The 16,501-nt window shown below is 54.4% G+C and carries 14 protein-coding genes; 9 read left to right on the top strand and 5 right to left on the bottom strand.

The features are described 5' to 3' along the window. Window positions 1–5 precede the first annotated feature (5 nt). The 9 genes from PS2015_RS01710 to PS2015_RS01670 are packed head-to-tail and all read left to right on the top strand — an operon-like array spanning window position 6 to window position 8,178. Window positions 6–485, top strand: coding sequence for a Na+/H+ antiporter subunit E (locus PS2015_RS01710; RefSeq protein ID WP_058020546.1), 480 nt, complete (start codon window positions 6–8; stop codon window positions 483–485). Next, window positions 485–751 (top strand): MrpF/PhaF family protein, encoded by a 267-nt coding sequence (locus PS2015_RS01705; protein WP_058020545.1) that lies wholly within the window; start codon window positions 485–487, stop codon window positions 749–751. Before PS2015_RS01710 ends, PS2015_RS01705 begins: the two co-directional genes overlap by 1 nt. Beyond that, window positions 744–1,046 (top strand): monovalent cation/H(+) antiporter subunit G, encoded by a 303-nt coding sequence (gene mnhG / locus PS2015_RS01700; protein ID WP_058020544.1) that lies wholly within the window; start codon window positions 744–746, stop codon window positions 1,044–1,046. The genes PS2015_RS01705 and mnhG overlap by 8 nt, the downstream gene beginning before the upstream one ends. Further along, window positions 1,036–1,965 (top strand): hydrogenase subunit MbhD domain-containing protein, encoded by a 930-nt coding sequence (locus PS2015_RS01695; RefSeq protein ID WP_058020543.1) that lies wholly within the window; start codon window positions 1,036–1,038, stop codon window positions 1,963–1,965. Before mnhG ends, PS2015_RS01695 begins: the two co-directional genes overlap by 11 nt. Then, window positions 1,962–2,276 carry an NADH-quinone oxidoreductase subunit K gene (locus PS2015_RS01690; protein ID WP_058020542.1) on the top strand — a complete coding sequence of 105 codons (315 nt, stop codon included), beginning with the start codon at window positions 1,962–1,964 and terminating at the stop codon, window positions 2,274–2,276. The genes PS2015_RS01695 and PS2015_RS01690 overlap by 4 nt, the downstream gene beginning before the upstream one ends. 1 nt (window position 2,277) lies before the next feature. Further along, window positions 2,278–3,714 (top strand): complex I subunit 5 family protein, encoded by a 1,437-nt coding sequence (locus PS2015_RS01685; protein WP_058020541.1) that lies wholly within the window; start codon window positions 2,278–2,280, stop codon window positions 3,712–3,714. Then, window positions 3,711–5,231 (top strand): proton-conducting transporter transmembrane domain-containing protein, encoded by a 1,521-nt coding sequence (locus tag PS2015_RS01680; protein WP_058020540.1) that lies wholly within the window; start codon window positions 3,711–3,713, stop codon window positions 5,229–5,231. Before PS2015_RS01685 ends, PS2015_RS01680 begins: the two co-directional genes overlap by 4 nt. After that, window positions 5,228–6,745, top strand: a complete 1,518-nt coding sequence (locus PS2015_RS01675) for a proton-conducting transporter transmembrane domain-containing protein (protein ID WP_058020539.1) — start codon at window positions 5,228–5,230, stop codon at window positions 6,743–6,745. Before PS2015_RS01680 ends, PS2015_RS01675 begins: the two co-directional genes overlap by 4 nt. A gap of 29 nt (window positions 6,746–6,774) precedes the next feature. Further along, complete coding sequence (locus tag PS2015_RS01670; protein ID WP_058020538.1) at window positions 6,775–8,178, top strand: MBL fold metallo-hydrolase RNA specificity domain-containing protein; 1,404 nt, start codon at window positions 6,775–6,777, stop codon at window positions 8,176–8,178. A gap of 20 nt (window positions 8,179–8,198) precedes the next feature. Here the strand turns inward: PS2015_RS01670 and PS2015_RS01665 are convergent, their stop codons facing one another. The 5 genes from PS2015_RS01665 to PS2015_RS01645 all read right to left on the bottom strand — a co-directional run bounded on the left by PS2015_RS01665 (window position 8,199) and on the right by PS2015_RS01645 (window position 16,494). Then, window positions 8,199–9,086: a ribose-phosphate pyrophosphokinase gene (locus PS2015_RS01665; protein WP_058020537.1), complete on the bottom strand. Its 888-nt coding sequence runs from the start codon at window positions 9,084–9,086 to the stop codon at window positions 8,199–8,201. Continuing rightward, on the bottom strand, window positions 9,083–10,594 hold the full coding sequence (locus tag PS2015_RS01660) for a thymidine phosphorylase family protein (protein ID WP_058020536.1): 1,512 nt from the start codon (window positions 10,592–10,594) through the stop codon (window positions 9,083–9,085). The genes PS2015_RS01665 and PS2015_RS01660 overlap by 4 nt, the downstream gene beginning before the upstream one ends. A gap of 12 nt (window positions 10,595–10,606) precedes the next feature. Further along, a complete protein-coding gene (locus tag PS2015_RS01655; RefSeq protein ID WP_058020535.1) occupies window positions 10,607–12,820 on the bottom strand; it encodes a phosphoketolase family protein in 2,214 nt (737 codons plus the stop codon). 145 nt (window positions 12,821–12,965) lie between these two features. Continuing rightward, the gene (locus PS2015_RS01650) at window positions 12,966–15,857 is read right to left on the bottom strand and encodes a bifunctional diguanylate cyclase/phosphodiesterase (protein ID WP_058020534.1); all 2,892 of its coding nucleotides are present in this window, start codon (window positions 15,855–15,857) and stop codon (window positions 12,966–12,968) included. Window positions 15,858–15,993: 136 nt separating this feature from the next. Continuing rightward, the gene (locus tag PS2015_RS01645; RefSeq protein ID WP_058020533.1) at window positions 15,994–16,494 is read right to left on the bottom strand and encodes a lipocalin-like domain-containing protein; all 501 of its coding nucleotides are present in this window, start codon (window positions 16,492–16,494) and stop codon (window positions 15,994–15,996) included. Window positions 16,495–16,501: the final 7 nt, after the last annotated feature.

The raw sequence follows: 16,501 nt of genomic DNA, 5'->3' as shown, positions 1-16,501 counted from the left end.
GCAAATTGACGGAGTTCGCGAGCTCAGCAAAGTTACTGATCACAGGGGCAATATTCGCCATGTTGTGGGCCATTGTCAGCCGCAATCAGGGATGGTGGATGGGCGGCGCCATTGTGCTGGCGGCACTGGCACTTTCCTTTCGGGTCGGTCTCCCCTCGTTCAGGCTGCGTCCGCAATTTTTGCCCGGCTTCATATTGTACTTTTTGTCACGCCAATTCGTTGGCGGCCTGGATGTGGCGCGACGCACCGTGTCGGCAACGCCCACAAAGCATGCCGGCTGGGTAGACTATCCGCTTTCTTCCGCGACCGAACGGCCCAGGGTGCTGTTGTCGGCGATGATTGGCTTATTGCCAGGCACATTGGGAGCACGGATTACAGATGACAAACTGTTGATACATACGCTTGATACAACACTGGACTGGCAACAGGAAACTGCGCAGCTTGAGCAGCGACTCCTGAAACTGCTCGGCGAGGATGACCAATGATGAGCGGGCTTGTGATCGTTCTTTTGTTATGCGCCGGGTCCGGCCTGTGGCGGCTGGGTCATGCCAGCACAACCGCAGATCGGCTGGCAGGCATTCAGATGCTGGCCAGCGCCAGCATTGCCGTATTGATAGTGCTTGCCCACTGGTCGAAGATTGATGCCTGGCGCGACGTCGCTTTAATCCTGGCAATTCTGGCGGCCGTCATTACTGTCGCTCTGGTCCGACTCCTGCGGCGTCCTGTACATCAGGAGCAGAACAATGTTTGAGATCCTGATACAGACAATTTCCTGGTGTCTGTTGGTGACCGGCGCGCTGTTTTATGCCAGCGGCGCACTGGGTCTGTTACGCTTCCCGGACATCTACAGTCGCCTGCACGCCGTGACAAAAACTGACACGGTAGGTCTGGGCTTTCTGACACTGGGCCTGGTTCTGCAATCCGGCCCCGGCTGGACTACCGCTCAGCTTTTGCTTATCTGGTTGCTGGCCATGGCATCTGCAGCCGTCAACGGTCAATTGCTCGCCCGCTACACACTTGAGCAAGAGGTGCCGGATGACACCTGAACTGTTAATTGACCTTATCCTCGCGCTATTACTGCTCATTATTGCCTGGAGTGCGTTATTCGCCCCCTCGCGCAACGATGCCATGGCCATGTTCATAGCCTTTGGCGTGGCCGTTGCGCTTATCTGGGCACGGCTCGGTGCGCCTGATCTGGCGCTGGCCGAGGCTGCGATCGGTGCCGGACTGACCGGGGTACTTTTTCTGAATGCCGCCAGACAATTGCCCGAATCAGGGCGTACGACAACACCGCGCAAATCCACCATCAAGGCTGCCGTATTTGTCCTGCTGTCTGTATCGCTGTTCTTCCTGATGCTGACTGGCCCGGTTGGTGAACAACTGACCAGCCCGGTTTCTGATACCCGCATCGTCGAGGCCATGCCCGATGCGGGTGTCTCTTACCCTGTCACGGCAGTGCTACTGAACTTCAGGGCCTGGGACACCTTGCTGGAATTACTGGTGCTGCTGCTTGCACTGAGTGGCGCCAGACAACTCTATACATCATCCCACATTTCTAAAGCACCACAGGTCGCTGCATGGCCGCTTTTAACAGGATGGACACAAATCCTGGCGCCACTGCTGGTCATCATCGGCGGCTATCTTCTCTGGAGCGGATCTAAAGCGCCGGGTGGCGCTTTTCAGGCCGGCGCGTTAATCGCTTCGGCGGCAGTCACACTGCGCATTGTTGGCATCCTGCCTCCCTTACGCTGGTCGTTCTGGCTCACCCGCGCGGTCATCTCTGTTGGTGCAATTGTGTTCCTGATGGTTGCAATAGCAACGTCACTGTTTGCTGAAGGCTGGCTGAACTACCCGGTGGAATTGTCTGCCGGCATCATCATTACCATTGAGATATTTGCAACCCTGTCTATCGCGCTGACTCTTGCGCTACTGATCGTTGGCGATCATGAGGATCTGCGCACATGAGCGAGCTGCCATCGGAAAGTCTTACTGTCTACCTGCTGGCTTCGCTGACGCTCATCAGCATGGGACTTTACGGGCTGGCTACCCTGCGCGATCCGATTAGACGACTGATTGCAATCAATATCATTGGGCCAGGTGTATTTCTTATCATGATCACACTGGCACGACGCCAGGATCCGCCCGATGCCATTCTGCATGCCCTGGTAGTCACCGGACTGGTTGTTGCCATCAGCGCAACGGCGTTTGCACTGCGCCTGATTATCGCCAGTGAAAAGCACTTGAAGTCAGAGCACAGCAAACAGGAACCGTCCTGACATGAATTACGCCCTGATCAGCCTGACAGCGCCACTTGTGTCAGCTTTACTGCTGGTTTTTCTGGGCTACATGTCCGGTAGAAAGCACACGGGGCTATGGGTACTGGGCGGCAGTGTCGTCAGTCTGGTTTCCGCAGCACTGGCGCTGCAAAGTGCCATGCAGGCCGGCCTGCCACAAACAATCAATCTGGGTGGGTGGGCTGAGGACCTGGGTATCAGTTTGCGCCTGTCATCGCTTAGCGCCTTGTTGCTGGTCTTTACCGCGTTTATTCATTTACTTGTCGGCACCTACGCCCGGTTCAGTCGCCATGCCCCGCATCAAGACTTCTGGATGCTGAGTGCGTTTCTGCACGCCTCACTAAATGCGCTCTGGTTATCAGCTGATCTTTTTAATCTATACATCACGCTGGAATTGATCGGTCTGGCAGCGGTCGCCATGGTGGCATTGTCCGGTGCCAGGGCCTACAAAGCCGCGTCAGACTATCTGCTGTTGTCACTGGCCGCTTCTTTGATCTATCTTCTTGGTGTTGTGCTGATCTATGCACAATATCAGACACTGAATCTGGTTCATCTTGCGTCAATTTCCTCTGACAACACCCTCACGCGACTGGCACTGGTACTGATGACAGCCGCACTGATGCTGAAAGGGGCTCTGTGGCCTCTTCATTTGTGGTTGCCCGCCGCTCACGCCAGTGCGCCGACCGCAGTCAGCGCGCTGCTGTCCGGAATAGTGGTCAAAGCTCCTCTATTTATTCTCTGGCTGATCTGGACGGAACTGGCGCCACCTGAGCTGGCAAAACAGGTTGGCCCGGCCGTTGCTGCGGCTGGCATGATTGCCCTGAGCGCCGCCGGCTGGTCGGCCATGCGCACCCCGTATATCAAAGTCCTGGTCGCTTACTCAACCATAGCCCAACTAGGTTACGCACTCATGGCTCTGGGGCTGCTGATGAGCTGGCAGCTGCCACAGTTGCATATTGCATTATGGCTGTTTGTTATTGCCCATGGATTGGCAAAAACATCACTGTTTCTGGCCGCCGGCGAAATGCAGGGTACACTTGGAACCAAAAGGTTATCCGGGCTGCGTGGAGCGACACAGACCGTACCGGTTGCCATGTTCGCGTTTGCAGTGGCAGGCGGCAGTCTGATCGGCCTGCCTCCCAGCGGCGGATTCCTGGCAAAATGGGTGCTGCTGGAACCCATGTTAAATCAGCCGCAATACTGGCCCTGGGCTTTGGGTGTTTTATTGGGCACCCTGGTATCTGCAGCTTACATATTCAGGGTCGTGGCTCTGTCATTTGACCGGGCACGAATCAATCCACCGGACAGACAGCCAGACAGAGCGGGACATTGGCTTGCCTTGCTGCCTGCACTGCTGGTTTGGGGCATGGCACTGATTGGTAACCAGTTGATCCTGATACTGGCTGGAGGAGGTATATGACACCCGACTCCCTGTGGCACTGGACCAGCCTGCTGCCCTTATTGATTATCCTGAGCTCGCTTGTTCCCGGGCTGCTTATTTTCGCAACCCCGGAAGGCGCAGCCAGACGTCGTACCGCGCTTAATCTGGGCGGCGTACTACTCAAACTTTGCCTGGTCGCCCTGATGTTGCTGGGAGTGAACCAGGGACTGCAGTTCCGATTCGCGCTACCCTTTTTGCCGGCAGCACCCTTGGTGTTGCAAGGTGATGCACTCTCTTTGCAGTTTGTCAGTCTATCCTCTGTGCTATGGCTGGCCACAACGATCTACGCTATCGGTTACCTGGAAAACTCGCCACTAAGATCACGCTTTTTCGGATACTTCAGCCTCTGTGTCAGCGCCACCGTCGGCATTGCGCTGGCAGGTAACCTGATTACGTTTTTATTGTTCTACGAGCTTTTGACCCTGGCCACCTTTCCTCTGGTGGTGCATCGGGGCACACCTGAAGCACTACGGGCAGGCCGAATCTATCTCGCGTACACGCTGGCCGGAGGTACGGTGTTGTTGATGGGCGTGGCCTTATTGCATGCAATGACCGGGACCTCCGATTTTATTCCCGGAGGTTATGTGATTCCTGACGCCCAGTTATCAACCGCCGGTTTGAAGTGGGCCTTCTTCCTGATGATTGCCGGACTGGGCGTCAAAGCAGCTCTGTTTCCTTTCCACGTCTGGCTTCCGCGTGCGATGGTGGCACCCGCACCGGTCAGCGCGCTGTTGCATGCTGTTGCCGTGGTCAAGGCAGGGGCGTTCGGTATCATTCGCGTCGTCTATGATGTATTTGGCGTAGAGACCAGCCAGAGTCTGGGACTGACGGTACCACTCATGGCGATGGCTGCGTTTACGATCCTTTATGGCTCGGTACAGGCGCTGCGTCAGACTGACATAAAGCGGCGTCTTGCCTTTTCAACGGTCAGCCAGGTCTCATACATCACTCTGGGCGTCGCGATGGCCGGACCTGTAGCTGCCGTGGGCGCAATAGTACACCTGGTTCACCAGGGTCTGATGAAGGTTACTCTGTTCTTCTGCGCAGGTATTTTTGCGGAAACCCTCGGCATACACAACATAAAAGAAATGAATGGCCTTGGAAAGCGCATGCCCTTAACCATGGCGGCTTTTACGATCGGCGCACTGGGTATGATTGGTGTTCCGCCAATCGCCGGATTCATCAGCAAGTGGTATTTGGGCATCGGGGCTCTCGATGCCGGATATCCTGTGATACTTGCAGTCCTCATCGGCTCGTCCCTGCTCAATGCGCTTTACTTCTTGCCCCTGATCTATCGGGGCTGGTTTGCAGCCCCCGCAATCGGAGGCTGGCCCAGAGATCAATATCCTGATACGCGATTCGAAACACACTGGATGCTGTTGATTCCCGCACTACTGACGGCCGTACTATCGCTGCTGGCGGGTATATTGGCCGGCAGCCTTGTCAGTCCCCTGGGCTGGACCGAGCTGGTTGTGAATCGGGAGTTCGGACTATGACCATGTTGTGGCCCGGCGCGACCGTGGGCACCCTGTCAAAGCTTGAATTGTCATGGCTGACCTTTACAGCTGTCCTTTGGCTCATCGCAACGCTGTATAAAATCCGCATGTCCGATGATCGACCCCAGGCTCTTTTCTGGCTGTTCTGGTCGGTGTCTTGTGCAGGCAATCTGCTGCTCATCGCGGCTCAGGATGTACTGGGTTTTTATATTGGGTTCTCAATGATGAGCCTGGGAGCCTATGCGCTGGTCATTCACAGCGGCAAACCTGCGGCGCGACGTGCCGGTCGCGTTTACCTGCAGCTTGCAATTCTGGGAGAAATGGCGCTTTTGGCGTCATTACTGATGGCCAGCCATGCCGGCAATGGCAGCCTGCTGTTGTCCGAGGTGCAACAGTCGGACATTCCCCCGATCGCTGCGCTTTTGCTCCTGCTCGGACTTGGTCTGAAAGCGGGATTCTGGCCACTGCATGGCTGGCTGCCACTGGCACATCCGGCGGCCCCCGCACCTGCCAGTGCGGTGCTTTCCGGCGCCATGATAAAGGCTGGCATTCTGGGCCTGTGGAAAATCATGCCAGAGTCAGCCATTTCTGGGCAAAGTGCGCTGCTGATAATGACACTGGCGATGATCAGCGCCATGTATGGAGTGCTTGCCGGTCTCATGCAGCATGAGGTGAAACGGATACTGGCCTACTCATCTGTCAGTCAAGTCAGCTATCTTCTTTTTCTGCTGGCGCTGGCATGGCTAATGCCAGAACACCGCACACTCATCGCCACTGTTCTGACAATTTACACCGTCCATCATGGACTGATCAAAGGTTCACTGTTTATCGCCGCAGACTTCTTTAGTGTCCGCAGCCAGTCACTGGTCATGAACAGAGCAAACCAGTTTATGCTGTTGGTGGCTGCATTGGCGATTGCCGGCTTACCGATCACCAGCGGCATGGCAGCCAAATCCGCTTTGAAATCACTGCTCGAGGGAGAGCCCCTGGCTCTCTGGTACACTCTGATATCGGTGGGTTCAGTAGCAACCAGTCTGATTATCATTAAAGTGCTACTGACATTCAGAGCGCGGCACGCCACTGCTGCCATACAGCCGACCGATCCGGTCAAGGCGACGCTCTGGTGGATGTTGAGCCTGTCAGCGATTGCCCTGCCCTGGTTATGGCCTGACATGCGCGAGCCATTAGTCTCAAGCCTGGCAACCGACAAGCTCTGGGCAGCCAGCTGGCCCATCGTGTTGGGTGGACTCATATATTGGGCCTGGCCCGCCCGATGGACCCGGGCACTGAGCGGTGCAGAAAAAATCGGCCTCTGCATTCCCAGCCTGTCTTTGAAACTCAAACAAGCAATCAATCGACTCGCCACATCGCCGACAGATTTTTCTTTCAGCGACAAAAAGCTGCGTAAATTCGAGCGACGCTGGAATCGTCTATGGCAAGGCAGTACAGTAAACGTTAGCGCTCTTTTACTGATAGCGGTCATGTTACTGACCGGCGCTCTCATGTATGCTTGAAACAGAATTGATCTTAGTGAGAATGAACCATGGCCAAACTGACATTCTTCGGAGCCGCGCAGGAAGTGACCGGGTCCTGTTACCTGCTTGAATCACCCGCACTGGGAAAAATCCTGATGGAGTGTGGCATGCACCAGGGCGGCGATGCTGTCGACAGGGTTCAGGATGAGAAATTTGATTTCAATCCCGCTGAGTTAAACGCGGTTATTCTCTCTCACGGCCACCTGGATCACTCAGGCATGTTGCCCAAACTTGTTAATCAGGGCTTTGACGGTCCCATTTATTGCACTCAGGCAACCCGGCAGTTGCTAAGAATTCTTCTGGAAGACGCCTGGGGACTCTACGAACGAGACCTGGAACGGGAGAATCTGCGCCGCGAGCGCAGCGGACGCGACAGCATCAAACCAGAATACACTGAGCACGATGTTGAGAAGGTGTTGCGTTTGTGTGATGGGCAGGCCTACCGAAAAGCGGTCAAGGTGGGGCCTGATGCCAGTGTACGTTTTCTTGATGCCGGACACATTCTTGGCTCATCAATCGTTGAATTGACTCTGACAGAAAAAGGCGAAGAAAAAATCCTGGTGTTCTCAGGTGATCTTGGCAATAAAACGTCCGCACTGATGAATGACCCCGAATCACCTGCCAAGGCCGATATCGTGCTGATGGAAGGCACCTATGGCAATCGCAACCATCGCAGTCATCAGGCGACACTGGATCAGTTCAGGGACGTCCTGCACGAAACCTGGGAGGCCGGCGGCAATGTGATGATCCCCTCGTTTGCTATCGGCCGCACGCAAGAAATAATCTTCCACCTTGGCTGTCTCTATCACGCCGGGGAGCTGGACAACTGGCAGGTTTATCTCGACAGTCCAATGGCTATCGCGGTCACTGAAGTTTACGATCGCTGGCTGCACATTATGGATGATGAAGACGTACGCTGCCTGAACGAAGCCAACCGGGAATCATTAAGAGAATTCTTACCGAATCTGCGCCTGTGTCACACGGCAGAAGAGTCCATGGCCATCAACAGCGTTAAACAGGGCGCCATTATTATTGCCGGCAGTGGCATGTGTACCGGCGGGCGCATCCGGCATCATTTTAAGCACCGTATCTGGAAAACCGAGAATACGATCATGTTTATCGGCTTTCAGGCTCGAGGCACCCTGGGTCGAATGCTGGTTGATGGCATTAAAGAGTTTCGCATGTTTGGCGATGACTTCAAGGTCAAAGCTCGCATTGAAACCATTGGTGGTTTATCGGCGCATGCTGGACAGGACGGGCTGATTGAGTGGGCCGACAATTTCGAAACCAATCCGCGTTTTTACCTCATCCATGGTGAAGCCGAAGCGCTGGATGCGCTGTCACAACGCCTTTGGCTGGACAAGGGTATCAAAAGTGAAATTCCCGCTCGCGGTGACTGCATAGCGTTCTGAACCCTGGCCCCGATAGCGGCTCAAATACCAGATAGACACGCCAGACCTTCACCCAGTAAAGGTGCCAGATCAATCTTGTTGCTGGCATCAGGAATGCTATTGCAGGTCACTACCGTTAACTGGCTGTCCTGCAGCTCCTGCCGGGCGCCTGGTGAAAACAGACCGTGCACGACCACACAGATCGGTGCTCGCATGCCCGCTGAAGTGAGATGCCCGGCAGCCTGTATCATGGTTCGGCCCGTGCTGATCATATCGTCCACCAACACAGGCGTATAATCCAGATAGCGATCTACATGCGGCAGCGAAATCTTGACATCTCTGTCGCCCAGCCTTTGTTTCGTTAGCACCTCGCACGGCGCTCCTGCCAGCTCTGCCACTCTGGCAGCCCATTGCTCAGATTCACTGTCGGGACCAATGATCAGCGGCCTGTCAACATTCTCCCTTATCCAGCCCGCCATTGGCGCCACCGCCGTAAGGGAAAGTGAGGGAATGCTGTAAACTTCAGATAAATCATGAATCCGGTGCAAATGAGGATCTACTGTCAATAACCAGTCAAGGTGAGCACTGATTAATCTTGAATAATAGTGTGAGCTGACGCCTTCACCTTCATTAAATCGCTTGTCCTGACGCATATAGGCCAGATACGGCGCAATCAGACCAACCTTTTCTGCACCCAGGTCGCGCAGCGTATCAGCCATCAGCAACATCGGTAGAGTTGTTTCGTCCGGGTGATGCAACTGACTCAGGATAACGGCCTTTTTGTCACGCACATCGTCAAGTATGCGGATATATGTTTCTCCGTCGGGAAACTGCCGGATAATTGCCTGCCCCTGCTGCCACCCCAACAGCTTTGACAGACTCCGGGCCAGAGGCTCCTGGCCGGGCATCTCGTACAGAATCGGAGTCATACAACCTCCTCTTCAATATGGATGGCTTCCGGATGAGCCGCATAAAAATCCAGTGCGTACTCCAGCTCGCCGGCAGCCTCAGCATGCAAGGTCATCAACGGCTGCCCCGACTCCACAGTATCGCCCAACCGGACATGCATGGTCAGGCCGGCAGATTGGGCATTGGGCGCACCGGCCAGACTGGCCAATCTGGAAATTACCCGGTTGTTCATTAGTGCAACGATCCCTGTGCGTTCACTGGTAATGACATGCGTAAATCTGGCCACTGGCGGTTCACGCAAACCACCCTGAGCATTACAGATGGCCTGAAATTTCTCCCAGGCCTTGCCTGACTCCAACGTTTTTTTGGCCAGCGCCAACCCCTCACGCGCCTCACATGCACCGCCCATTTCAAGTACAGCAGCGGTCACTGCCAGCGCTCTGTCGCGCAGGTCAGCGGGCGCATCCGCCTGGTTTTGCAATACCTTTAACAGGTCATATGCCTCCAATGCCGGACCGACCCCGCGCCCGACAGGCTGGCTACCATCGCTGATAATGGTTTTAATCCTCAGCCCCAATGCCTCACCCGTATCCCGCAAGGCGTTGGCCAGTCGCTCGGCCAGTTCCGCGCTGCGGACTTTGGCGGTTGGCCCAACCGGGATATCGATCAACACGTGTGTTGAGCCAGCGGCCACTTTTTTAGAGATAACTGAGGCTACCATCTGGCCCTCGCTATCCAAATCCAACGCCCGCTCAACGCGAATGATAATGTCATCGGTCGGGCTCAGCGACACTGACCCACCCCAGGCCAGGCATGCGCCTTCCTGTTCAACCACCGCACGCATTTTTTTAAAACTCAGTGACACTCTGGTCAGCGTTTCCATGGTATCAGCCGTGCCGGCCGGTGAAGTAATAGCACGGGAGGATGTCTTTGGCATGGTCAGGCCATTGGCTGCCGCAATGGCCACCACTATCGGCGTTGTACGATTGCCAGGTAGACCGCCGACACAATGCTTGTCTACAACAATACGCCCGTCGCCCCAGTCGAAACGCTGACCAGCTTCGACCATGGCGCGGGTAATATGAATGGTCTCTTCAATGTTAAGATTGTTGGCGGCACAGGCCGTCACATAGGCAGAGAGTTGTATGTCGGAATAACGGCCAGCATCGATGTCACGGATAATATGGCGGGCACCTTCCTCAGTGAAAGGTTTACCGTAGAGTTTGCCTCTTACGTAAGCCATCGACTCAACTGGCGGCGCGTGACGAAAGGTGGCTTTGTCGCCCTCAGCTGCACCCAGCAATCGCCAGGCAGCCTCGCTCAGGCCGGCTTTCTGATGGCTGAGCAGATCACCCTTGACGATATCGAGCGTTGCTATTATCGAGTTCTTGCCGCTGCAGATCTCAACACGCCCCTGAGCATCAAAGCCCTCCGAGCGACACACGTGACAATCTTCGCGCATGTAAACCACAGGCTCCTGGTGGGTATCGATACCGAGCCGAGTCAGATACAGAAAGCTTTCAGTCATAAATTGCGATTGCTATCTAAGCACAGCCGGATCGCCCCGACCTGTCACGGCCTGCAATTCTGCGTCATTTAACAAGTCAGCCATGTCCAGATTCCGCGCCAGCGCACATTGTTGTAAGACATGAGCCCATGTCTGATGGTTGGCATACAGTAACCCGAACACATCTAAAGTGCCACCCTGATTGCAGTAGCCCATAACATGAAAATGCTCAGCTCCATCTGCCAGACGCCTTAATAAACCGGCCGCAATATCACCGTGCACATGCGTAACCAGTAATCGTATGCTGGTATCGGGAATAAGAAATTTCAGCGTATCGGTATCGTAGATGTAATCGGACTCCCGTTCGTCACGAGCCACCCTGAACCGCCCCGGTTCAAGAATCGATATCACCGAACAGCGGTAGCCACGCTCTCTGAGCCGCACCGCAGCCCTCTGCACCTGAGCCAACTGATAAGCACCAATTGCTATCAATTGAAACTCCGGATCATCGTCCTGGCTGATCACAGTGATACCACGGGCCGCGGCCAACATAGCCTGCTCGGTGTTCGTGACCAGCGGTACGGCACTGCCAGGCAGCACAACCAGCGCCACGCGAGCGCGCTGACTATAAACAAACTCAGTGACCGCTACGGCTGTTTCAGCATCCACTGGAAAATAAACAGGTGCCACATCTGACATTTCCTCCAACCAGGCCTCAGTAAGCGCTGGTGACTGCTGACACAAACCGGACCGGCTATTGTCCCAGACATGTGCAGTGATCAGGATTGGTACAGCAATCCAGTTGGTTTGACAACCGCAGGCACTTTGTTCACGAGCGAAAACCGCCTCCCTTCGCAAGCTTCTGTAGAGACTGATACCTGCTGCCTCCTGAGCAAGTACCAGGTTAATACCCTGTTTATTGGCCAGTGCGGCGGCCACAGCCGACTCCTCATTGGCGGCGACAATCACTGCACCATTTCGTGAACCAGCCCGATCAGGCTCATCACTTGATGTGCGCACATTCAAAAGCGTCAGGGATTGTGGCATCAGACAGGGCGTGCAGTATCCAGTGTGAACAATCCGGAACCGATGAAATGGATTTTGCTCAACCAGGTGGCAGATCCAATCATCTATTATGTCAATCGGTGCTCTTCGGTCGAACGGTTCCAGTGGCGCAAAATATGGAAGCTCTGGCTGGCTGACCTGCAACTGACACAACCAGTGATCTTTTGCGGCGGTGCGTCGCTGCCGGGCATGGCAGTTCAACATGTCTGCCGCCTGCTCCAACAAAGCAACAGGCACATGCAGGGGCTGAAGAATTTCGTTTACCCGAAGACTGGAGGTCTCTGGCAATTCGAATGATGGCGAGAAATGAATGACAGCCAACGGCATTCTGACCGGGTAGTTAATTTCACCTGTGATAACGCGGCGGTGTTGCTCCTGCAGATTCTCACCCAGTTCGATGATAACCCTGGCAATCGCGATCGGATCATCTCCGTCTACCAACACCGGATTGAATCCCTGTTCGTTCAGCAGTGCGGTCGCAGCGGCAAAGTCGTCGCCTACTTGCAATAATGGCATTACAAGGCCGCTATCTTCACCACGCCACCAATAGGCACCCCAGTCGGTGCCGGGTTGACTGCCAAGATCGTGCTGGTCCAGAAATACCACCAGCTCCTGCCCCGGCAACGGCATATGTACAAATTGCCTGGCGGTATTACCTGCATGGACACCCGATGCAAGCGCTGCAGCAGAATGTGGTCTCAGGGCGCTGCCATTTGCAGCATGAACGGATTCCGGCAGAGTCACTTCGTCGCTGAAATAATCACGACACAACCGGCTTAACCCTTCATCACTCATGGAATAACAGGAAAGTTGCGATTCGTCGGCATTGCCAATCAGCACGTTGACGGCATCAACTGCCACTGAACCGGCGTCGCAGGACATCAGCCAGGCCCTGGTCTTGCCTGACAATGCGTTTGCCAGCAAATAACCCACATACAAAGGCACATAGCGTAAGGCGGCAGACGTGTTACCGGCAGGTCTGCCCTTGAGATCCGTAGCGGTCAGCGGTCGACCGTCAAGATGCACATTTCTGGCGTAAGTCATGTTGATGACCAGCCACTTGGCCATTCGGCTCACTCTTTCTGCAGCCAGCAACAATTCAGCATTATTTTGCTGCTCTGGCTTGCCTGGCTGCACTGCCGACTGCCAGTAGTCTGCCCGTTGTCCTATGCGCGCGCTCAATCCAGACCTCCTGTTTTACACCATAGCGAGTGCGGTCATGCTCGCATGGTGCAGGAAGCCTGATTCATTTTCCTTGACGGGAGTCAAATACTGACCGATTGGATAACAAGTTCTGCCGGATTGCTGATCCAGATTGAGCACCAGCCTAAAACGCGATGGCCTTCAGCGACTGCTGACTGGTAATCTGCTCAATTGGTGCAGGTTTGCCATAATAATAACCCTGCATCTGATCACAGCCCAGGCCCACCAGCAGCTTGTGTTGCTCGTAGGTCTCGACACCCTCAGCAACCACAACCAGCTGCATGGCTTTAGCCAGAGCTATGACCATCTCCACAATTGCGGCGTCGCTCTGGTCAACCAGCATGTCTCGCACGAAACTCTGATCGACCTTTACGCAATCCAGCGGCAGCATTTTCAGATAATTCAACGAAGAATAACCAGTACCAAAGTCATCCATGGCAAACTGTATTCCCATACTGTTTAACTCTCTGATCGAGGCAACCGCGTGCTCGATATTTTTCATCAACATGCTCTCTGTTATCTCAAACTCGAGCTTTGTCGTTAAATTCTGATCAAAATCATGGTCCTTAAGAATATCCCGGACTGATTGAACGAATCGCTCATGCGAAAGCTGACGCTCGCTGATATTGACGGCCAACCGCCAATGGCAGCGTTGAGGATCGTTCTGCCATTGACGCAACTGCTGACAGACTGCATTCAGAACCCATTCCCCGATCGGCACAATCAATCCCGTGGCCTCGGCAATCGGAATAAAATCGGCTGGCGATACGATTCCACGTTGTGGATGACACCAGCGCAACAGCACCTCAAAACCCTGGATATCAGCATTGCCATCCACCTTGGGCTGAAAATAAAGCATCAACTGATTTTTCTCGAGGGCACCGCGAAGATCGGTCTCCAGATGGCTACGTTCAATAGCTGCCTGGTGCATTTCCGGCACAAAGAAACTGAAACTATTACCACCCTGCTCCTTGGCGCGGTACATGGCCAGCTCCGACTGACCCAGTAATTCATCGTTGCTGAACTGCTCACCATTAAACACGGTGACCCCCACACTGGCCGTGGTAATGTATGAAAAACCGTTCAGGTAGTAGGGTTTAGACACCTGCTCCAGTACTTTGTCGGCAACTTCCTGCGTCGCCTTGGCGGCCTGAGCAAGGTCATGACTGAGGCCATTAAGCAAAATCGCAAACTCATCACCACCGGGCCTGGCAACAATATCTTTACTGCGAGTGCAGGCTTTGATTCGCTCGGCTGCGCGACGCAATAACAAGTCCCCTGTGGAATGACCTTTGGTGTCGTTAAGCGCCTTGAAATTATCCAGATCAACAAACAACAAAGCCCAGTAGGTGTGGCCGCCTGAGCGCTCAGCCCTGTTCTGAGCCCGCGTGATGTGGTCCAGCAACATGCGCCGATTGGGTAAATTGGTCAATGAATCATAGAAGGCCAGGGTATGAATCCGCTCCTCAGCCTGTTTGGCGAGTGTCAGATCACCAAAATTTGCCACGTAGTATTCAATATTGCCATCCGTGTCACGCACAATGCTGATATTAAGATGCTCGGGATATACCTCGCCGTTTTTTCGGCGATTCCACATTTCGCCTTCCCACTGGTCCTCGGCTTCCAACTGAGCATACATTGCCCGGTAGAAGGCGGCGTCCTGCATACCTGAGCTGAGTATCCTGGGCGTCTTGCCAATAACCTCTTCGCTGGAATATCCGGTGATGCGACTGAACGACTCATTCACCTTGAGGATGGTCTGATTGGCGTCAGTCACCATAATGGCAACCTGGGTTTCAAAGGCAGCGGCCGCCAGGCGCAGTTGAGTTTCCGCCCGTTTGCGACCCGTGATATCCCGGCACACGGCGATGAATTCTGACGGCTCACCAGGTTGATCCTTTTTACGCGAGACCGACAACTCATACCAGACCTTGCCGTCAGGCAATGACATACAGAACTGGCGTCCTCGCGAGTAGCCCTGGCGGGCCGCCTCTCGCAATGCGTCAAGAAACGCCTTGGCTCCCGGCTCACCCAGAAAATCCCAGATATTGGCGCCCAATAGCTTATTCAGCTCAGCCTGGGGCAGACGCGGATCAGAGGAGTGAGCATAGTGGTAGGTGCCGTCGGCACTGATACCAAACATCAGATCAGGCACGGCGTTCAGAGTGGCCTGCAATTTGCGCTCTGACTCCTGTACGCGGGCATAAGGCCATTCGATAGCCTCACTGAACACCGCTCTGAACAAAAACAGGTAAGCGATAACTTTATAAACGTGCCCCAGGACAATATGGCCATCCGTCAGGTTACCGTACATGATAAACCAGATCCCCGACATGGCCATGATCAGATTAGCGCCCAGCATGGCAACGCCATGGTAGGGCTGTACTTGTGACATTCGCCTGATCAGCAGGACTGCAATGAGCAGATGCATAATCATCACCAGTACTTCCAGCGCCGTTTTAAGAGCAGTCAGACCCGTTGCCGGATCGTAAACCGTCGGCAGTTTAATCTGGCCGGAAAACACGGCGTAACCAGTCAGCGACACAAACAGCACAATGCCTGCGGGTACTTGCCAACGTTCGGCTACTCCAGTTGTTCGCTCCCAGTTCAGCAATAGCGCAGCCAGCAGCCCTGCGGCCGCCAACAATCGTGCCGCCAGCCAAAGATAAATCGACTGTTGTGAGTCGCTTTGCCCAATAACCACGGGCATGCCGTCGTAAGTCAGTGTATGGAGGAAATCAAGTATGCCGACGCCCAGGAAGGCGCTGGCCAGCAGCAGAACAGACAGCGCTGCACGATGGCGTGCCGCATGCCAGCCCACCACAAAAATCAGCAAAGAGACCAGAATGGAAATACTTTCGGCAAGAATATGGAATACCAGGTATCCGCCGGGCAGCAACGAGTCGACCAGCTCAGGCAGCAATATCACGGCCACAAGCAGCAGAATAAGCGGGGCAACAGCCAGCGTCAGAAGTCGACGCAGGCCATCACGATACACATCAGAGATGAAAAGCAATCGTGCCACCAGAGAAATAACAGCGCTCAGAAATAAGCGGCTGGAATGCTATGCCATCCGGGAGACTTAACACAGGTCGTAGCTGTCACGATTAGTGACGCCGGCACCACATGTTGATCTGCATCAAGTTCCGTTGCTATTCGATTCGGCGCCAGGTCAAGGTTCCGGTGGTTCGGCCGCTATCGTCCCGAATCGATAATTTCAGCAAACCATCTGCAGTGAATTCATAGTAACGTACATTATCTTCACCTACCCAACTGCCGCGAGTAGGGGAACCTTCCACATAATGTGTCACTTTGTTCTGCGACACATCCCAGGTTACCGGGCCCCAGTAGGCGAATCCGCCACGCACCAGTTCAGTTGTCTGGGCCGCGCGCGCAGGCAAATCTTTGGGCATGCCCTGGGCAGACATCTGATCGTGCTCGTCATACATGATGCGGCCAATATAGTTGTTATCAACTTCCCCGCCACCAGCCGGGTAGCTGATAAAACTGACCAACTCATAATGGCCGACAAATTGTTTTTTTACCGCTGCCAGTTGCGGGTCATCCGCCGCATCAACCGGCTGACCAACCAGATTCAGAATCAATACCATGCTGCCGGCAAAGGCTGCAGTGATCAGCAATAAAGGTCGCATGAGCTAC

It is taken from the genome of Pseudohongiella spirulinae, from assembly GCF_001444425.1.
GTDB lineage: Bacteria > Pseudomonadota > Gammaproteobacteria > Pseudomonadales > Pseudohongiellaceae > Pseudohongiella > Pseudohongiella spirulinae.
The sequence above is the reverse complement of the archived record's forward strand: the minus strand, read 5'-3'. Positions and strand labels throughout refer to the sequence as shown.